The organism is Frondihabitans sucicola, from assembly GCF_030296615.1.
In the GTDB taxonomy this organism is placed as follows: domain Bacteria; phylum Actinomycetota; class Actinomycetes; order Actinomycetales; family Microbacteriaceae; genus Frondihabitans; species Frondihabitans sucicola.
Genome location: NZ_AP027732.1, coordinates 3,314,968 through 3,333,194, shown reverse-complemented (window position 1 = coordinate 3,333,194; position 18,227 = coordinate 3,314,968). Strand labels below are relative to the sequence as shown.

At 70.5% G+C, this 18,227-nt stretch carries 16 protein-coding genes and 2 pseudogenes; 4 read left to right on the top strand and 14 right to left on the bottom strand.

The features are described from left to right. The first annotated feature begins 12 nt into the window (after positions 1–12). Positions 13–987 (top strand): apurinic/apyrimidinic endonuclease family protein, encoded by a 975-nt coding sequence (locus QUE79_RS17130; protein ID WP_286344113.1) that lies wholly within the window; start codon positions 13–15, stop codon positions 985–987. Continuing rightward, positions 984–2,480: a chlorohydrolase family protein gene (locus tag QUE79_RS17125; protein ID WP_286344112.1), complete on the top strand. Its 1,497-nt coding sequence runs from the start codon at positions 984–986 to the stop codon at positions 2,478–2,480. The genes QUE79_RS17130 and QUE79_RS17125 overlap by 4 nt, the downstream gene beginning before the upstream one ends. Before the next feature lie 24 nt (positions 2,481–2,504). On the opposite strand, the gene QUE79_RS17120 is transcribed toward QUE79_RS17125, so the two are convergent. Beyond that, positions 2,505–2,807, bottom strand: coding sequence for a helix-turn-helix domain-containing protein (locus QUE79_RS17120; protein WP_286344111.1), 303 nt, complete (start codon positions 2,805–2,807; stop codon positions 2,505–2,507). Between the two features lie 79 nt (positions 2,808–2,886). On the opposite strand from QUE79_RS17120, the pseudogene map reads away from it, so the two are divergent. After that, positions 2,887–3,671 (top strand): annotated as a pseudogene (gene map / locus QUE79_RS17115) (type I methionyl aminopeptidase). 4 nt (positions 3,672–3,675) lie between these two features. Here map and QUE79_RS17110 read toward each other — a convergent pair. The 13 genes and pseudogenes from QUE79_RS17110 to QUE79_RS17050 form a co-directional block, all read right to left on the bottom strand. Beyond that, positions 3,676–4,332, bottom strand: coding sequence for a response regulator transcription factor (locus QUE79_RS17110; protein WP_286344110.1), 657 nt, complete (start codon positions 4,330–4,332; stop codon positions 3,676–3,678). Continuing rightward, complete coding sequence (locus tag QUE79_RS17105; protein ID WP_286344109.1) at positions 4,329–4,595, bottom strand: sensor histidine kinase; 267 nt, start codon at positions 4,593–4,595, stop codon at positions 4,329–4,331. Before QUE79_RS17105 ends, QUE79_RS17110 begins: the two co-directional genes overlap by 4 nt. Beyond that, positions 4,589–5,500 (bottom strand): DUF7134 domain-containing protein, encoded by a 912-nt coding sequence (locus tag QUE79_RS17100; RefSeq protein ID WP_286344108.1) that lies wholly within the window; start codon positions 5,498–5,500, stop codon positions 4,589–4,591. Before QUE79_RS17100 ends, QUE79_RS17105 begins: the two co-directional genes overlap by 7 nt. After that, positions 5,497–6,486 (bottom strand): D-alanine--D-alanine ligase family protein, encoded by a 990-nt coding sequence (locus QUE79_RS17095; protein WP_286344107.1) that lies wholly within the window; start codon positions 6,484–6,486, stop codon positions 5,497–5,499. The genes QUE79_RS17100 and QUE79_RS17095 overlap by 4 nt, the downstream gene beginning before the upstream one ends. After that, positions 6,483–7,648, bottom strand: a pseudogene (gene alr / locus QUE79_RS17090) (alanine racemase). Before alr ends, QUE79_RS17095 begins: the two are co-directional and overlap by 4 nt. Then, the gene (locus QUE79_RS17085) at positions 7,645–8,271 is read right to left on the bottom strand and encodes a M15 family metallopeptidase (protein WP_286344106.1); all 627 of its coding nucleotides are present in this window, start codon (positions 8,269–8,271) and stop codon (positions 7,645–7,647) included. The pseudogene alr and the gene QUE79_RS17085 overlap by 4 nt, the downstream one beginning before the upstream one ends. 129 nt (positions 8,272–8,400) lie before the next feature. After that, a complete protein-coding gene (locus QUE79_RS17080; protein ID WP_286344105.1) occupies positions 8,401–9,963 on the bottom strand; it encodes an ATP-binding cassette domain-containing protein in 1,563 nt (520 codons plus the stop codon). Further along, the gene (locus tag QUE79_RS17075) at positions 9,960–10,844 is read right to left on the bottom strand and encodes an ABC transporter permease (protein WP_286344104.1); all 885 of its coding nucleotides are present in this window, start codon (positions 10,842–10,844) and stop codon (positions 9,960–9,962) included. Before QUE79_RS17075 ends, QUE79_RS17080 begins: the two co-directional genes overlap by 4 nt. Then, complete coding sequence (locus tag QUE79_RS17070; RefSeq protein WP_286344103.1) at positions 10,841–11,833, bottom strand: ABC transporter permease; 993 nt, start codon at positions 11,831–11,833, stop codon at positions 10,841–10,843. Before QUE79_RS17070 ends, QUE79_RS17075 begins: the two co-directional genes overlap by 4 nt. A 4-nt stretch (positions 11,834–11,837) precedes the next feature. Next, positions 11,838–13,403 carry an ABC transporter substrate-binding protein gene (locus tag QUE79_RS17065; RefSeq protein ID WP_286344102.1) on the bottom strand — a complete coding sequence of 522 codons (1,566 nt, stop codon included), beginning with the start codon at positions 13,401–13,403 and terminating at the stop codon, positions 11,838–11,840. A gap of 48 nt (positions 13,404–13,451) precedes the next feature. Beyond that, positions 13,452–14,771 (bottom strand): NtaA/DmoA family FMN-dependent monooxygenase, encoded by a 1,320-nt coding sequence (locus tag QUE79_RS17060; RefSeq protein ID WP_286344101.1) that lies wholly within the window; start codon positions 14,769–14,771, stop codon positions 13,452–13,454. Continuing rightward, positions 14,768–16,111 carry an LLM class flavin-dependent oxidoreductase gene (locus QUE79_RS17055; RefSeq protein ID WP_286344100.1) on the bottom strand — a complete coding sequence of 448 codons (1,344 nt, stop codon included), beginning with the start codon at positions 16,109–16,111 and terminating at the stop codon, positions 14,768–14,770. Before QUE79_RS17055 ends, QUE79_RS17060 begins: the two co-directional genes overlap by 4 nt. Further along, positions 16,108–17,136: an LLM class flavin-dependent oxidoreductase gene (locus QUE79_RS17050; RefSeq protein WP_286344099.1), complete on the bottom strand. Its 1,029-nt coding sequence runs from the start codon at positions 17,134–17,136 to the stop codon at positions 16,108–16,110. The genes QUE79_RS17055 and QUE79_RS17050 overlap by 4 nt, the downstream gene beginning before the upstream one ends. Positions 17,137–17,336: 200 nt before the next feature. Between QUE79_RS17050 and QUE79_RS17045 the strand changes: the two genes are divergently transcribed. Then, positions 17,337–18,164 carry a DUF427 domain-containing protein gene (locus QUE79_RS17045; protein WP_286344098.1) on the top strand — a complete coding sequence of 276 codons (828 nt, stop codon included), beginning with the start codon at positions 17,337–17,339 and terminating at the stop codon, positions 18,162–18,164. Positions 18,165–18,227: the final 63 nt, after the last annotated feature.

The following is an 18,227-nucleotide window of genomic DNA, read 5'->3' as shown; positions in this document are numbered from 1 at the left end:
AGACCGTTCGGCGTGATCCTGCGCGACCTGCCCGGGGAGAACCGCGACCTCGCGGACGCGCTCTCCGCGACGACCCGGGCGGGAGCGTCGCGGCTGCAGGTGCCGTCGCTGACCTGGTTGTCAGAAGCGCTCGACCCCGGCGAGCTGATTCGGGCCGGCGCCGACGCGGCCACCGCGGGCGTCGAGCTGACGGCGACACTGGGCGTGGTCAATCCGCGGCGCCCCGAGCGTTCGGCCGCGCTCGCCGAACTCGGGGAGGGGAGCCTCCTCTCGGGCGTCGGCCGCGTCGCCCGAGCTGCACGGCTGGCCGGGATCGACGCGCTTCACATCACGGTCGGTGCCCTCGACGACCGGACGGACACCGAGGTGCCGTTCGGCGAGCAGCTCGCCTCCGCCGGGCGCTTCCTCGCCGAGGCGGTGACGGTCGCTGCGGAGTCCGGCGTCCGTCTCGTTCTGAAGACGCACGAGGAGATGTCGAGCCACGAGGCCGTCGCCCTCACCGACGTCGCCCCCGGACTGCTGCTCGGTTTCAGTCCGGTCAACCTCCTCGTCGGCCTGGAGGATCCGGTGGTGGCCGCCCGCCGCGTGCTGAACGTCACTCACACCCTGTTCGTCGACGACGCGGCTCTGGAACGCACGGACCGGGGATTCGCCCGGCACCTGGTCCCCGTCGGCACCGGCGTCGTCGACTGGAAGACCATCCTCGGTCTCGTCACGGCATCGTGCGCGATCACGCTCGACCTGCACCGCGCGGCGTTCGACGTGCCGTTCCTCGACGACGGGTGGCTGTCGTACGAGCCACACGCCAGCGTGCCGGAACTCCTCGCGCTGAGTCGCGTCGCGGTGCCCTCCGCGCCGCAGACCGACGCGTCCCCGCGGGAGCGATTCGCTCGTGGCGCAGCCGCTCTCGGCGGCCGTCCGGTACAGGATCAGACGCCCGGGGAACGCGGCGTCCTCGCCGTCGACACAGGCGAGCCGGAGTCGTGACCACCAGGATCCGCGCGGATCACGTGCTGGGATTCGACGAGGCGACGGGCGACCATCGTCTGCTCGGCCGAGCGGAGGTCGTCGTCGACGGCTCCCTCATCACCGCCGTCGGGCCGGTGGGCAGCGAAGCGACCGGCGACGAGGTCGTCGACCTGGGCAACGCGCTCCTCCTGCCGGGGCTCATCGACCTGGACGCGGTCGCCGACATCGATCACGCCCTGCTCGACTCGTGGTCGTCAGCCGAGCACTCTCGTGGCTTCAGCTGGTCGGCCGACTACGCCGAGTCGGGCCCGCGCGCCGTCTTCACAGCCGAGGAGCGACGGACCATCCGCCGCTTCGCCCTGGCTCAGCTGCTCTGCCACGGCATCACCACCTGTCTGCCCATCGCCAGCGAGGTCCACAGCGACTGGGCCGAGTCGTTCGACGACCTGGTGGCGTTGGCGGAGGAGGCCGAGGTGCTCGGGATCCGCCTCGTCGCAGGTCCGAGCTACCGCTCGGGCGTGGGAGTCGTCGACTCGCAGGGTCGGCGCAGCGTGAACTGGCGGCCGGACCGAGGTCGCTCGGGGTTCGACGGAGCCCTTCGCTTCCTGAACTGGGTGGACGCACGGCAGTCCGGCCTGATCTCCGGTGCGCTCGTGCCCTGCCGGATCGAGACGCTCGACGACGCCCTCCTCCGCGACACCGCCCAGGCCGGGCGGGACCTCGGCGTGGTCGTGCGACTCCACGCTCTCCAGGGTCTGGAGGAGCGCGACCGCCTCGCGGAGCGGTCGTCCGAGACCCCTCTCCAGATGATGGATCGACTCGACGTCCTCGGTCCCAACCTTTTGATCCCCCACGCCATCTACCTGGACGGGCGGCCGGATGTCGACGCCCGTGACCGGGCGAACGGCGTCGTCCCGATCGGAGAGCCCGAGGTCGGGCTGCGCCTCCTGGCCGAGAACGGGGTGTCGATCGTGCACTGCCCGTTGACCTCGCTCCGCTACGGGGTCGCCCTGGAATCGTTCGCGCGATTCCGGGACGCCGGGATCAGGATCGCGCTGGGCACGGACTCCTTCCCGCCCGACCTCGTGCGTGGCATCGACGTCGGTCACAACGTGGCCAAGCTCGTCGACGGCCGTCTCGACGCCGCAGGCATCGACGACTACCTCCGCGCGGCCACTCTCCGGGGAGCGGACGCCCTCGGGCGGAGCGATCTCGGTCGCGTGGCCGCCGGAGCGCAGGCGGATCTCGTGGCGTTCGGCTTCGACGACTTCCGGGACGGAGTGCTCGACGATCCGGTCCGCACCCTCGTGATGAACGGCACGGCGCGCGGTGCCCGGTTCTCGATGGTGGCCGGACGGACGGTCATGCGCGACGGCGCTCTTCCCGGAGTCGATCTGGCCGCGCTCCGCGAGGAAGCGCAACGGCTCTTCGCCCGCCTGCGCACCGCGTACTCGGGGCGTGACGCCTGGCACAGGACGCCGGAGGAGCTGTTTCCGGCCACCTTCCCCTGAGCCCGCTTGCGCGACGCTCCGCTGTCAGGAGGCCAAGCGCTCGGGATCGACGCCTCTCGCCCGGCCCGGCTCGTCGGCCCCGGCGGCCGGGCGGATCTCGGCCCACACCGAATCGAGTGAGAGCCCGAGGACGTCGGCGATCACGGCGATGGTCGGGAAGGCGGGGGTCGCGACGCGGCCCGTCTCGATCTTGCGGAGCGTCTCGGGGGAGATGCCGGCGTCGAGGGCCGTCTCGAGCATCGAGCGGTCTCCGCGGGCCCGGCGGAGCAGTGCGCCGAGACGGCGCCCACGATCGACGTCCGAGGGGGTGAGCGGCAACCTGACCATGACCACGACTCTAGTACCGGGATAGCAATCCCGGGATAACATGACCGGGATAGTTATTGGTCACACGAGGAAGACAGCCATGATCGAGATCCTGAATCCGACCGAACTCGCCCGAGCCCGAGAGACCGGCGCTCTGGTCGCCGACATCCTGCAGACGCTCCGGCACCGCACCACGGTGGGAACGAACCTGCTCGAGATCGACGAGTGGGCCCGGGCCATGATCGTCGAGGCGGGGGCGGCGTCCTGCTACGTCGACTATGCGCCGTCGTTCGGACGCGGTCCGTTCGGGCACTCCATCTGCACGGCGGTGAACGACGCCGTCCTCCACGGGCTTCCCCGCGACCAAGCGCTCGCCGACGGCGACCTGCTGACCCTCGACCTGGCCGTTTCGCTGAACGGGGTCGCCGCCGACTCCGCCATCAGCTTCGTCGTGGGCGATGCGCGACCCGCCCAGAGCGTCGCGATGATCACCGCGACCGAACGCGCGCTGGCCGCGGGTGTCGAGGCCGCAGTCCCGGGGCGCGCATCGGCGATCTGTCGCACGCCATCGGCACCGTCCTCGAGCAGGCGGGGTACTCGATCAACGTCGAGTTCGGCGGGCACGGCATCGGATCGACGATGCATCAGGATCCCCACGTGTCGAACACCGGGCGCCCCGGCCGCGGCTACCGGCTCCGACCGGGACTCCTGCTGGCACTCGAACCCTGGGTCATGCTCGACACCGACGAGCTCGTCACCGATGCCGACGGGTGGACGCTCCGGAGCGCGACCGGCTGCCGGACGGCGCACAGCGAGCACACCATCGCCATCACCGACGGAGGAGCCGAGATCCTCACCCGGCCGACGCGGGCCGCCGTCGGCTGAGCCGTCAGCGACCCAGCAACCGGTTGTCGTGCGCGTAGACGACGAGCTGCACGCGGTTGCGCAACTCGAGCTTGGCCAGGACGTTCGAGATGTGCGTCTTGACGGTCGACTCGCTCACGAACTCCCGAGTGGCGATCTCGGTGTTGGAGAACCCGCGCGCTGCGAGGTCGAAGACGTTGCGTTCACGAGCGGTCAGCGTGCGGAACGCCGGGGGAGGCGGTGGCGCGGGGGCCTTCTCGACGTCGAGCCCGAAGAGCTGCCCGAGTTCGTCCGGGGCCAGCACGGCGCTCCCGGCGTGGACGGCTCGGACGGCGGCGGCGAGGAAGGCGGGGGTGGCGTCCTTCAGCACGAAACCGCTGGCTCCCGCGCGGATGGCCGTGGCCGCCGCGGCGTCGAGCGCGAAGGTGGTGAGGACGATGACGCGCGGCGGATCCTGCGGCCCCTCGGGGCCGTACAGGGTGCGGACCGTCTCCAGGCCGTCGAGCACCGGCATGCGCATATCGAGCAGCACGATGTCGGGCTTCGTGCGAGCGATCATCGCGAGGCCCTCCAGCCCGTCCGAGGCCTCGCCGACCACGGTCATGTCGGGTTGGGCGTCGAGGGCGACGCGGACGCCTCCCCGGAAGAGTTCCTGGTCGTCGACCAGCACGATCGTGATCATGCGTCCTCCGTGAGAACATCGTTGGCTGCCGGCAGCGGGATCCTCGCCCGCGCGGTGAACACGCCGTCGAGCGCCTCGGCCTCGAGGAATCCCCCGACCGCCGCAACCCTCGACCGCATCCCCTCGACGCCGAGGCCGCCGCCCGACGTCGGCGTCGCGACGACCTGGTTCTCGACCTCGAGCACGACGTCGCCGGATCGCCACGCCTCGCGGAACTCGATCGCAGCACCCGGTACGCCGTGGCGGAGCGCGTTGGTCAGCATCTCCTGGACGACCCGGCGCACGACCACCGAACGAGAGGGATCGAGAACCCGCCGTTCGCCCCTCTGTTGGTGCTCGACGACGACGCCCGCCGCCCTGACCTGCTCGACCAGTGCCGTGAGATCCTGGGGCTCGCCTTCGGACGCGCTCGCCGACGTGCCGCTGAGGACGTCGCGGACCTCGCGCAGCGACCGCCTCGCGGTCTCGGCGATGGTGGCGTTGACTTTTCGGATGCGGTCGGTGTCGTCCAGGAACTCCACCGAGTCGGCCTGGGCGATGATGACGGCGAGGAGTGCCCGACGATGTCGTGGACGTCGCGCGCCATCGTGGTGCGGGCGCGCTCCTCGGCGGCGAGGTCGAGGGCCCGGTGGGCCTCCGTCTCGGCGACGATGCGCAGCTCGGACTCGTCGCCCCGAGAGCGGAAGAATCGGACGGTGAGCCCGGCCAGCCAGGCGAAGCCGAGGACGGCCGGCGGAGCGAGCAGCACGACGATGGTCTGCGCGGGCGATCCGTAGGCGAACTCGGTGAAGCGCGCGCCGGTGCGATAGAGGTAGAACGAGGCGATGATGCCGCCGAAGACGACGGAGACTCCGCCGGCGAAGCCCTCCCACCGGTTGCCGACGCGGGCGACGGCGTACAGCACGAGGATGTAGGTCACCGCGATGAGGCTCGGTCGTTCGCCGAGCCAGATCTGGGAGACGGCCATGACCCAGGTCACGCCGAGGGCGATGCCCGGCGTGGACCGACGCAGGGCTGTGGCGACCACGGCCAGCACGACGGTGCTCAGGTGCGGCTGGGTGAGGTCGAGCCATCCGGGCACCAGGCCCAGGACGGCGAGGACGAGACCGGTGATCAGGTCGACGCGGAACACGCGCGAGGAGAACGTGCGCGCCCAGTCGTGCTTCATCGCTTCGATCGTCCTCCCTCGACGGTTACCCTAGCGTCGTCCGCCCCGGCGACAGCCACCTCGATGAGTTCGGTGAGCAGCTCCCGGTAGCCCAGCCCGGCGGCCGCGAAGCTGCGCGGCACCTGCGACTCGGAGGTGAAGCCGGGCGCCGTGTTCACCTCGTTGAGGACGGGCCCCTCGTCGGTCAGGAAGAAGTCGATCCGGGCGACCCCTCGGCAGCCGAGCCCTTCGTACATGGTCACCGCTGCCGTCTCGAGCGCCACGAGCGCTTCCGCGGAGAGTGGCGCCGGGATCCGGAGGTCGGCAGCCCCGCCGTACTTCGTGTCGAAGTCGAACAGGCCGTCGACGACGATCTCGACCGCCGGCCCGGTGCGCGGACCGTTCGCGCCGCCGAGAACGGGGATGTCGATCTCCCGGCCGCTCAGCACGGACTCGACCAGGACGCGCTCGTCGAGGGCGAACGCCGCGGCCAGGGCGGCGTCGAGCTCCGTCGGTTCGCGGACCAGGACGACACCGTGGCTGGAGCCCCCGGTCACCGGCTTGACGACCACGGGCCCGGACCACGCGAACTCGCGCGCCGAGGAGCGCGTGAGCAGGATCCCGGGAGCCGTCACGATCCCGAGCGCCTGGGCGACCAGCTTCGTGATCCACTTGTCCATTCCCGCGGCGCCGGCCAGGACGCCGGAGCCGACGTAGGGGAGGCCGACGAGGTCGCAGAGGGCGGCGATCGTGCCGTCCTCGCCGCCGATCCCGTGGAACATCGGGACGGCGACATCGCAGGACGCGAGCACCTCGACCGCTTCCGACAGGTTCCGTTCGCGCCCGATGCCGTCGGTCCAAAGGTTCGAGCGTTCCAGCGTCAACGGAACAGCGACGTACCGTTCGGGATCGAGCGCCTCCGCGACCGACCGGGCGGAGGTCAGGGAGACGTCGTGCTCGCTGCTGCGGCCCCCGCCGAGCACGGCGATCCGCCGGCGGGCGTTCACGCCGACCTCCGCTCGGCGGCGCGACCGTCACGCACGGATGAAGCTCCCACCACGTGGCGAGGCAGCGCGCGGCCGACGGCGGTCACGACGTCCTGCGGAAGGGTTCCGGCCCAGGCGGCCCAGTCGCCCACGGTCGGCGCGACCGCAGTCGACCCGCCGAAGACGGTGACCTCTTCGCCCGGGTCGCCGGGGCCGACGGGGCCGAGGTCGACGACGAGCGCGTTCATGGACATCGCCCCGACCACGGGCACGCGACGGCCGCGCACGAGCACCTCCGCTCGAGGTGCAGCGGCGCGGGGAGTCCGTCCGCGTAGCCGACCGGCACCAGGCCGAGCCGGGTGTCGCGGTCGGCGCGCCAGAGGTGCCCGTAGCCGCTCGCCGTGCCCGCGGCGACGTCGCGGACGTCGAGGAGCGGCGCCGTCAAGGTCATGGCGGGGTCCAGGAGGTGCGTACCGCTGAGGTCGATCCCGACCAGGCCCGCCCCGACTCGGGCGAGGGTGCCCGGCGTCTCCTTCGCGGTGAGGGTCGCTGCGGTGGCCGCCAGGTGCAGGATCGAGGGTGCCAGGCCCGCCGACCGCATCAGCGCCTGCGCGCGCCCGAACGCCGCCCTCTGCCGGGCGTTCGCCGGGTCTCCCGGATGCTCCGCCAGGGCGAGGTGGCTCATGAGGCCGACCACTCGGATCCTGCGCCGTCTCTCGGCGGCGGCCAGGAGCTCGGCCGCGCGCGGCCAGTCGGACTCGGCGAATCCTTCGCGGGCCAGGCCGGTGTCGACCAGCACGTGCACGCGCAGACCGCGCGCCGTGCGCACAGCGTCGGCGAGGTCCTCGAACGAGCCGATCGCCACGTCGATGCACTCGGCCTGAGCCGTGGCGACGTCGAGCCGGCCGGCGTGGAGCCAGCTCAGGATCGGAACCGCGAGGCCTGCCTCGCGCAGGCGCAGCCCCTCGTCGACGCCGGTGACCCCGAGCCACCTGGCGCCGCCTCGGACGGCCGCGCGGGCGACGGTCTCGGCACCGTGACCATAGCCGTCCCCTTTGACGACGGCCAGCAGGTCGGCGTTCGTGGCCGCGTCGATCAGGCGCGTGTTGGCGGCGATGGCGTCGGAATCGATCTCGAGGCGTACCGGGCGTCGGAGCGACTCCGGGCGGTGCGGGCCGCTCACGCGACGACCTCGAGCGCGTCGACCGGGCCGAAGACGGCTGCGGGCGCGGAGGTCATCAGCGCCCAGTACCGATCGCCGTAGCTCCAGTGCCACCACTCGGTCGGATAGTTGACGAACCCGGCCGGGGCGAGGGCGTTCCCGAGGAGCGCGCGGTTCCGGACGGCGACGTCGCCGATTCCTGTTGCCGCGAAGTAGCAGCCGCCGTCGCTCTGCTCCGGGGTGGCGTCGATCGGCGTCCCGAGGTCGAGGTCGAGACCGTCGGCGTCGACCAGGGTGAGGTCGACGGCTGCGCCGGCGACGTGGGGCGCGACCTCGAGAGGAGAGACGAACCGACTCGTCAGGGTGCGGAGACGGTCGGCGTCGATGGCGGGGTGGATCCGTCGCAGCCGGGCCGAGTAGTCGCGGATGATGCCGGCCTGGTCGAGCGGAGAGCGGTGCCCCTCCTGGACACGGATTCCGATTCCTCGGGGGAGGTCGGCCCGTGCGGCGCGGAGACGATCGGCCAGCGAGCGTCTGACGAGTGCGCGGGCCGAGCCGAACTCCTCGCCGAGGCGGACGAGAGGCTCGCCGCTCTCTCGCACGGGGACGGCGTGGACTCGGGGGTCGGAGAGCAGAACGATCATGCTTCGACGCTATGAGTCGGCTGTGCCCGGTCGCTTCGGTCCGAAGTCGCGCGCGGCGGTCCTTGCGACGGAGTGGCCTCGTCCTCGCGGGGGAGACGGGTGACGTGACGGACGCGTAGGCCCGCTCTCTCAGGATCCCGCCGCGGCTCGGGCCCGCAGGTCGACCGCCGAGGCGATCAGCGACTCGGTGTACGGATCCACCCGCCCGGTGAAGAGATCCTCGGCCGGTGCGAGGTCGACAAGCCGACCCTCGTGCAGAACGCCGATGCGATCGGACAGGCGGCGCACGACGGCCAGGTCGTGCGAGATGAAGACATACGAGACGCCGGTGCGCTCCTGGAGTTCCTGAAGCAGGTCGAGGATCCGCGCCTGCACCGAGACGTCGAGCGCGCTCGTCGGCTCGTCGCAGACGACCAGGGGCACCGGTCCGGCGAAAGCGCGCGCGATCGCCACGCGCTGCTTCTGGCCACCCGAGAGCTCGTGCGGAAGCAGCTCGAGAAGCGCCGGATCGAGACCCGTCGACTCCGCGAGCGACTCGGCCGTCCCGGTGCCCCCGAGGAGCTCGATCGACCGGCTGAAGACCTGCCGAACCGTTCGCCGGGGGTTCAGCGAGGCGTCCGGACTCTGGAAGACCATCTGCACCAGCGGGCGGGCAGGACGCCGACGCTCGAACGAGTCGGTGAACTCCACCTGGCCCTCGTGCCGGAGAAGTCCGGCCAGTGCGCGCCCGAAGGTCGACTTGCCGCTGCCGGACTCGCCGACGATCCCGAGGATCTCGTTGCGGCCGATCGTCAGCGACACGTCGTCGAGGGCGCGCTTGCCGCCGTACGACTTGGCCAGGCCGGTCACGGTGACGAGAGGTGTCGCGCCCCTGACCGGGCTCTCGGCCCTGCGGGGAGTCGTGAACGCCAGATCCGGCAGCGCGGCCACCAGCTTCTTCGAGTACGCGTGCTCGGGGTTCAGCAGCACGTCGGCGGCGGCCCCGTGTTCGACCAGGACACCCCGCTCCAGGACTCCTATCCTCTGGCAGTGAGCCGCGACCAGGGGCAGGTTGTGGCTGATGAGGAGGGTGGCGAAGCCGAGTTCGGCGCGCAGCCGGTCGATCAGCGCCATGACCTCGGTCTCGACACGCGCGTCGAGACCGGTCGTCGGCTCGTCGAGGATCAACAGCTCGGGCGACACCGCCAGAGCCATCGCGATGACGACGCGTTGCTGCTGGCCGCCGGAGAGCTCGTGCGGGTACCTCGAGGAGAGGGCCGCAGGATCCGGGAGCCCGACCCGGGTCAGCGCCGCGATGGTCTCGCGTCTGGCGATCCTGCGATCGTCTCCGCGCAGGCGGAAGACCTCTGCGACCTGCGCCCCGACGGCCATCGTCGGGTTGAGAGCGCGGGCCGGCTCCTGGTAGACCACGCCGATCCTGCGCGCTCGGAACGCTCGGAGCTCGGGCGCGGACAGGCTGAGGACGTCGAGGCCGGCGACCGTCAGCCCGGCGGCGGTCACCGTCGCGCCGGCGACGCGGTAGCCCGTCAAGGCCATGGCGATGGTGCTCTTCCCCGAACCCGATTCCCCGACGAGACCGTAGGCCTCACCCGGTGCAATGGAGAACGAGACGCCGCACACGACCTCGGTGGACGAGCGGGAGGTCGAGTACGAGACGTGGAGGTCGTCGACCTGGACGGCGGCGGCGGTCATCGGGAGACCTCGCGGATGTTGTCGGCGATGAGATTGGCGGCGACGACGAGCGAGGCGACGCCGACGGCGGGGAACACGACCGTCCACCACGCCGTCTGCAGGTAGACGCGATTCTCGTTGATGGCAAGCCCCCAGTCGGCCGACGGCGGTTGGGATCCGAGACCGAGGAACGACAGCGAGGCGGTGATGAAGACGGCCGCCGCGAGGCTCAGGGTGGCCTGGATGACGAGGTTCGGCAAGACATTCGGGAGGAGCTCGCGGAACAGGATGCGGACGTCTCTCTCGCCCTGAAGCTTGGCCGCCGTCACGTAGCTCTTGCCCATCTCGACGAGCGTCGCCGCCCGGATGATGCGCGCGATCCCGGGCGCGAACAGGATGCCGACGATCAGGATGAGGGCGCCGGGGCCGATGCCGAAGGCGCCGACCAGGACGACGAGGAAGATGAGGCTCGGAAGGGCGAGGAGGACGTCGAAGAACCGCATCATGAGCGTGTCGACGACACCCCGGTAGTACCCGGCGACGAGCCCGAGCGCCCCGCCGATGATCGTGGCCAGCAGGGCGCCGAACGGGCCGATGAGGAGCGCGGGCCCGGCTCCCGCCACGACGCGCGCGAACATGTCGCGGCCGAGGTTGTCGGTGCCGAACGGGTGCGCCCAGGTCGGACTCGCGAGGAGTTCGCCGGTCTTGGCGTACGGCTGCAGACCGACCAGGTGCCAGCCGATCGCCGCGACCACCCACCACACGACGATGAGGACGCTCACGATGAACGACGGGCGTCGGAGCAGGCTGCGGAACCGGCTGCCGCCGGGAGCGGCCTCCGAGGCGTCCGCTTGGAGCGAGTCGACGGCGGGCGCGGCGGATCCGGGAATCGTCGCGGTCATCGGGACTCCCGGGCGTCGAAGCGGATCCGGGGATCCATGAGGACGAAGCAGATGTCGGTGAGCAGCAGCGCGAGGAGCGACACCGCGCCGGTGATCATGACGCCGCCCTCGAGGAGGAGGACGTCCTTCCTCTCGGCGGCGGTCACGAGGAGCGCACCCAGCCCGGGGTAGCCGAACAGGGTCTCGACGATGACGCTTCCGCCGAGGAGCGTGCCGAGGTAGATGCCGAGGACCGAGAGGGTCGGCACGAGCGCGTTACGGATGACGTGCCGCCGGACGACGGCGGCCGGCGAGAGCCCCTTCAACACGGCGGTCCGGTGGAACTGCGACGTGATCGCCTCGCTGGTGCCGCTCCGCACCATCCGGGTCAGGACGGCGAGATAGCCGAGTGCGAGCACCACAGCCGGGAGCGTCATCACGCGCAGCCGATCCAGGAAGTCTCCGGACGCGTCCGCCGCGGACTGCACCGGGACGACTCGCAGCCACACGGCGAAGACCAGCAGCAGGACCACGCCGACGACGAATTCGGGGACCGCCGACAACGACAGGAGGCCGACGGTGATCGCCCGGTCGCTCCTCCTGCCCTCGCGATAGGCCTGGGCGGAGCCGAGCGCGATCGCGACGGGGACCATGATGACGAACGCGTAGAGACCGAGCAGGAGGGAGTTGCCGAGCCTCCCGATCACGAGCTCCTTGACCGCCGTCGAGTACACCAGGCTCTGCCCCCAGTCACCGGCGAAGAAGCCGCCGATCCAGTGGAGGTATCGGCCGACCAGCGAGCCGTCGAGGCCGTTCGTGTGGTTCCAGGCCCTGACCTGTGCCACCGTCGCGTACTGGCCGAGAGCGTTGCGCCCGGGGTTGCCCGGTACGACCTGCAGCAGCCAGAAGGTCAAGATCGACACGACCAGCAGAACGACGGGAATCTGCACGATCCGTCTGCCGAGCAGGCCGAGCAGGACCGTCCGTCGTTCCACGCTGGTCGTCGTCATGGTCCTACTTGCTGTTCGAGATACCGCGGAAGTCGAAGCCGCCCGGGAAGTCCTGGGGGCCGGAGAACGTGCCCTTGACGGTCTTCTGCAGCACGTACGATCCGGTTGCGAACGCGGGCACGATCACGGCCGTGTCGGTGTTCTCGATCGTCGCGATCCGGTCGGCCAGGGTCTGCTTCTCGGCGGTCGTCTTCGCCTCGTCGTACTGGTTCGACAGCTTCTCGAGGGCGGGGTTCGAGTACTTCGAGGCGTTCCACGCGGCGCCGGTCTTGTAGAGCAGGTTCACGTACTGCGACGGAAGACGCTGAGCCCAGTTCGTGATGGTCACGGGAGCGTTCAGCCACGGCGTGCTCGCGCCGTCGGCGTAGTACTGCGCGCTGGTGAGGATCTTGATGCTCACGTCGAAGCCGGGCACCGCATTCAGCTGCTGCTGGACGACTTCTGCGAGCGTCTTCTCGTCGGTCAGAGTCGTGATCGTGAACCTGACCTTCTTCCCGCCGAGGAGCTGCTTGACCTTGGCGAGGTCCTGCTCGCGCTGAGGCACACCGTCGGGTTGGACCGCGTAGTTGGGGAAGTACAGGTAGTCGTCCGCGACCGTGGCCTGCCCGGCGTAGACCGACTTGACGATCGCCTTGCGGTCGATGGCGAGGGCGATGGCCTGACGCACCGCGACGTCGTCGAGCGGCGCCTGCTTCACGTTGAGGAAGATGCCGTCGAACTTGTTGTAGGCGGGTGTCGTCTGGCGGTAGTCGGCCACCTTCAGGGTGCTCGCGACCGTCGGGCTGTACGCGACCTGATCGATCTCGCCGCTCTGGAAGGCGAGGAGCTGCGCCTGAGCATCGGCGTAGAAGTTGATCGTGACGGCCGACAGTTTGACGTGTTTGGCGTCCCAGTAGTCGGGGTTCTTCTTGTACGTCACCGACTGGCCCGGGGTGTACTTCTCCAGGATGAACTGACCGGCGCCGACGGGATCCTTGATCCAGTTCGTCCCCGCCTTGTAGGAGGCGGGCAGGATCGTCGTGTTCGACCCGGTCAGCAGGTACGGGAAGTCGGAGAACGGGCGGTCGAGGCTGAACACGACGGTGTCGGCCGTCGAACCCGGCGCGACCGACTTCAGGATCCCCTGGAAGCTCGAGGCGCCGGGCGACTGGCTGTCCTTGCCGGCGATCGAGTCGAACGTCGCGACGACGTCCTTCGCGCCGAGCGCCTTGCCGTTGCTGAACTTCACGTTCTTCCGGAGGGTGACCGTCCAGGAGAGGCCGTCGCTCGCGGCCTTCCACGAGCTCGCGAGCCGCGGCTGCAGGACGCCCTTGCTGTTCTGGCTGATGAGCCCCTCCGAGGCGAGCCCGACCACGTACATGGCGTTGTAGTCGCCGGTCGTCTCGGGGTCGATCGTGCTGGTCGGCTCGGCGAGGCCCAGGGTGTAGCTGCCGCCCGAAGCGGAGCTGGACGACCCCGACGAGCTGCCGCCGCCGGAGGAGCAGGCGGCCAGCAGCACGGACAGCGCGGCGACGGACGCCGCGAGGGCGATCCTGGTCGCCCGGCGGGGGCGGGTGCGGGAGGTGATCATCGGGTGTCGATTCGTTCGGGCTCGGGGTGAGCTGTGCGGGGGAGAGCGTCAGGCGGTGATGCGGGCGGGCCGCTCGAGGCCGAACCGCTCGCGGAGCGTTGCCTCCTCGTAGGAGGTGCGGGTGAGGCCGCGGCGCTGCAGTTCGGGGATCACGTCGTCGACGAAGGCGTCGATGCCGCCGGGCAGGTGGGGGAACTGAACGACGAAACCGTCGGCGGCGCCGTTCTCGAAGCGCTCCTCGAGGTGGTCCGCGATGTCGGCGGCGGTTCCGGTCAGGGTGTTCTGGGCGAAGGACCAGGCGTAGACCTCGCGCGCGGTTGCCGAGCCCTCGGCGATCAGGCGGTCGAGCACCGCGCTCCGGGAGCGCGTCTCGTTCGACGTGTCGAAGTCGCGGGCGTAGTCGAAGCGCTCGTCAGCGGACCGACCCGCGAGATCCTGCCCGATCGTGTGGGAGACCGCCTCGAGGATGAGCGCGTCCGGAGTCAGGGCGAGGATCGCCTCCGCCTCGGCTCGGGCGGCCTCGCGCGTCTCGCCGACGACCGGCATGACGCTGGGCAGGATCGAGAGCCGGTCGCGATCGCGGCCGGCGCGCTCGGTTCGTGCCTTGAGGTCCGCGTAGAACGCCTGCGAGTCCGCCAGGCTGCCACCGCGGGCGAACACGGCGTCCGCGGTCGCGGCGGCGAGCTCGAGGCCGGACTCCGAGCCGCCGGCCTGGAACAGCACCGGGTGACCCTGCGGCGGGCGTGCGATGTTGAGGGGCCCGCGGACGTCGAAGAACTCGCCCCGGTGGTTCAGCGTGTGGAGTTTCTCGCGGTCGGCGAAGATCCCGCTCTCCGCGTCCGCGACGATCGCGTCGTCGTCCCAGCTGTCGAGGAGCCCGTTGACCACGTCGACGAACTCGCGCCCGCGCTCGTACCGGCGCGTGTGGTCCAGGTGGCTGTCGCCGCCGAAGTTCTTCGCCTCCTCGTCGTACCGCGACGTGACGAGGTTCCACGCGGCCCGCCCCCGGCTCAGGTGGTCGAGCGACGCGAGCGTCCGGGCGACGTGGTAAGGCTCGTTGTACGTCGTCGAGACCGTGGCGGCGAGGCCGATGTGCTCGGTCACCTGCGACAGCGCGCTCAGCAGGGTGAAGGGCTCGGGGCGAAGAGCGCCGTAGTGGTCGACGCCCGACGGGTAGCGGTCCCAGAAGTAGAGGCCGTCGGCGAGGAAGATCGTGTCGAACACTCCGCGCTCCGCGGTCTGCGCGAAGTGGCGGAAGTGCTTGATGGAGAGATGCTCTGCGGGACGCGACGTCGGCTGGCGCCAGCCCGTCACGTGGGCGCCGCCCGGGTGGAAGACGAACGCCCCGAGGAGCATCCTGCGGCTCATGCCGTCACCCCCGTCCGCAGCGACGACTCCGGCCGCGGGAGACCGAGGTTGTCGCGCAGCGTGTCGCCGCGGTAGTCGGTTCGATAGATGCCGCGGCGCACCAGCTCGGGGACGATCTCGTCGACGAACTGGTCGACGCCACGGGGCACCGACGAGAAGGCGATCATGAACCCGTCCGCGGCGCCGTTCTCGAACCGCTCCTGCAACCAGTCGGCGATCGTCTCGGGAGTCCCCGGGAGGAAACGGCGGCGGAGGATCGTCCGGTAGAGGTCGCGGAGCGTGAACGAGCGTTCGCCGACGAGCCTGCGGACGGAGTCGTAGAACGATTTCGACTGGTTGCCGCTCGTCTCGTCGAACTCGAAGTCGAAGGTCTTGTCGAGGGGCCGATCGCTCAGGTCGGTCTGCAGGTAGTGCGACAGCAGATCGAGCGAGATGCGGTCGGGTGTGAGCGCCTCGATCTCGTCGAGCCGGGCCAGGGCATCCTGTTCGGTCTCGCCGATGACGGGTGAGACGGCGGGCAAAATCTTGATCCCCTCCGGGTCGCGACCGTGAGCCGTGGCCCGTCGCTTGTAGTCGGCGTAGAGGTCCTGGGCGTCGCCGAGGGCGTCGGGGCTGAGCGTGAACACGCCCTCGGCGGTGGCCCCGGCGAGTTCGCGACCGGCCTCCGAGGCGCCGGCCTGGAACAGGACAGGGTGGCCCTGCGGTGGGCGGGCGATGTTGAGCGGCCCGCGGACGTCGAAGAACTCGCCGTGGTGGTCGAGCACGTGCAGCCCGTCGCGGCGGGCGAAGGAGCCCGACTCCCTGTCATAGAGGAAGGCGTCGTCGTCCCAGGAGTCCCAGAGGCCCTTCACGACGTCGACGAACTCGGCGCCGCGGCGGTACCGCACGGAGTGGTCCAGGTTGGCGTCGCGGCCGAAGTTCCAGGCCTCCTCGTCGCTCGCGCTCGTCACGAGGTTCCAGGCGGCCCGTCCCTCGCTCAGGTAGTCCAGCGAGGCCAGCTTGCGCGCCACGTGGTAGGGCTCGTTGTAGGTCGTCGAGACGGTGGCGGCGAGTCCGATCTTCTCGGTGACCTGCGACAGGGCGCCGAGGAGGGTGAACGGCTCGGTGCGGATGTTGACGGCGTGATCGATCCCGGACGGGAAGCGGTCCCACACGTACAGCTCGTCGGCGATGAAGATCGTCGCGAAGCCGCCGCGCTCCGCGGTCTGCGCGAAGCGCTTGTAGTAGTCGATGTCGAGGTAGTCGGCCGGCTCGGAGCCGGGGAGTCGCCAGCTGGTGATGTGCTCCCCGCCCGGGTAGAACAGCATCGCGCCCAGGACGAGGTTCCTGTCGTGGCTCATGCGGGGACTCCTTGCGTGCGGGCGGGGGCGTGCCAACCGAGCTGCGGAGCGACGTCGCTCGCGAACAGCGCCAGCGCTTCGCGCCGGAGACCGAAGTCGGCGTAGCCGTGCTCGACTTGGACGAGCAGCTGGGTGGCGAAGCGGGAGTAGGGCTTGGACAGGATGGACTCGGCTATGTCGTCGGCCGTGCCGTAGTGGAGGTTGAGCGAAGCGGCCTTCTCGGCGAGCGTGGTGGCCTTCGGCAGGAAGCTCTCGCCCCAGGCGTACTTCGCCTCGATGCCGTCGCGGGCCTCGCGGAGCGCCGTCTCGCGATCCTTGGCGGGATAGATCGCCGTGGCGATCCCCACGCGAGGGGCGACGCCGGCGGGGAGCCCCCGGTAGTAGGCGGCAGCGGTGACCTCCGCCGGGATCGTCTGCGTCGTGCCGAGCAGGACTCCGTGGCCCCGAGTGGCCGCGTCGAAGCCGCTCTGCTCGCTCAGCGTCGCCTCCCAGATGCGGTCCGTCAGGCCGGGAGCCGCCGGGTTGAGTCGCTGACCGTCCGGCAGGAGCTCGTGACCGTCGAGAGCGTCCTTCAGGTGACGGACGTCGTCGAGGTAGGCGGTCTTGCGATCCTGCACGTCGTCGTTCGACCGCTTCGGGGCGAACAGGTCGGTGAGCCCAGGGGCGCCACCCCCGTTGGCCAGGCCGAGCTGGAGGCGGCCCCCGCTCAGCGCGTCGAGGACGGCGGCGTCTTCGGCGACGCGGACCGGACTCTCGAGCGGCAGCACCACGACGCCCGTGCCGAGGCGAATGGTCGAGGTGTGCTCTGCGACGGCGGCGAGGAAGACGAACGGCGACGGAAGGCCGCCGCGCGAGGGATCGTCGTCGCTGCGGAGGTGGAACTGCCGAATCCAGGTGTCCTCGTAGCCGAGGCTCTCGGCGGCGGCGAAGAGGTCGAGGGTCGAGCGGTAGCTGTCGCGGGCCGGCGGTGCCTCCGTCACGTGGGAGAACACGGCGAGGCTGGGTGCGGTGGTCGGGATTGTCATGGTCTGCCCCTCGGGTCGACCTGAACGGTAACCACGGCACGGGGGCGCGGAACAGGGGCGTCGTAACGCGGCGAACACTGCCGTAATCTTCGAGCGGCGGATCGTCACGGGGTTTCACAAACCGTCACGGAGGAGCGCGCGAGCCGATGGGGGAGTAGTTTTCCCGGTTCGTGTTCCGCCCACTTCCCGGGAGCCGCAGGATGTCCATTCCCCGTTTCGAAACACCCGATCTCACCACCCTGCGGCGGAGCCCCGAGGAGTCGCCGTCGCTGAGACGTCGCTTCCCCTCGTATCCCGATCACTTCAGCTTCGAGCCGAGCGATCGCTGGGTGCGCGGCGTCGTCGACGGCATCGCCGTGGTCGACAGCCGTCACCAGCTGCTGGTCTGGGAACCCGGCCACAAGGTGCCCGAGTACGGCTTCCCCGCGGAGCACGTGCGCACCGACCTCTTGACGCCCGCTGTCGCAGCACCTCCGCGCGGGCGCTTCTATCGCCCGAGAGGAGGAGACGAGCAGTGGTTCGACCTGCACCTCGGCGACTCCCGGGTGATCGAGCACGCCGCCTGGCGCTGGAATGTGCCAGGACTCGAGGAGTACCTCGCCGTCACCTGGTCGCGCGGCGTGCTCGACGCCTGGTACGAGGAGGACGAACTCGTCATGACCCACCCCCGCGACCCGCACAATCGGGTCGACGCGCTGCCGAGCAGCCGCCGGGTCGTCGTCTCGCGAGGCGGTTCGGTCCTGGCGGAGACCACGGAGCCCGTCGTCGTCTACGAGACCGGGCTGCCCACGCGCTGGTACGTCCCGCGGAAGGACGTGCGCTTCGAAACTCTTCGCCCGTCGGACGGCTGGAGCGAATGCCCGTACAAGGGGTACGCCACCGACTACTGGTCGTCGGCGGACGGCCGGGTGACGGACATCGCCTGGTCGTATCCCGACCCGAAGCCGGCCGTCTCAGCGATCCGCGATCACGTGGCGTTCTACAACGAGAAGGTGCAGATCGCCGTGGACGGTGTCGTCCAACCCTGACCCGAGCGGGCGCTCCGGGCCGGGGCCGAGTGACCGCGCGACGACCGCTGCGTTACCGTTCAT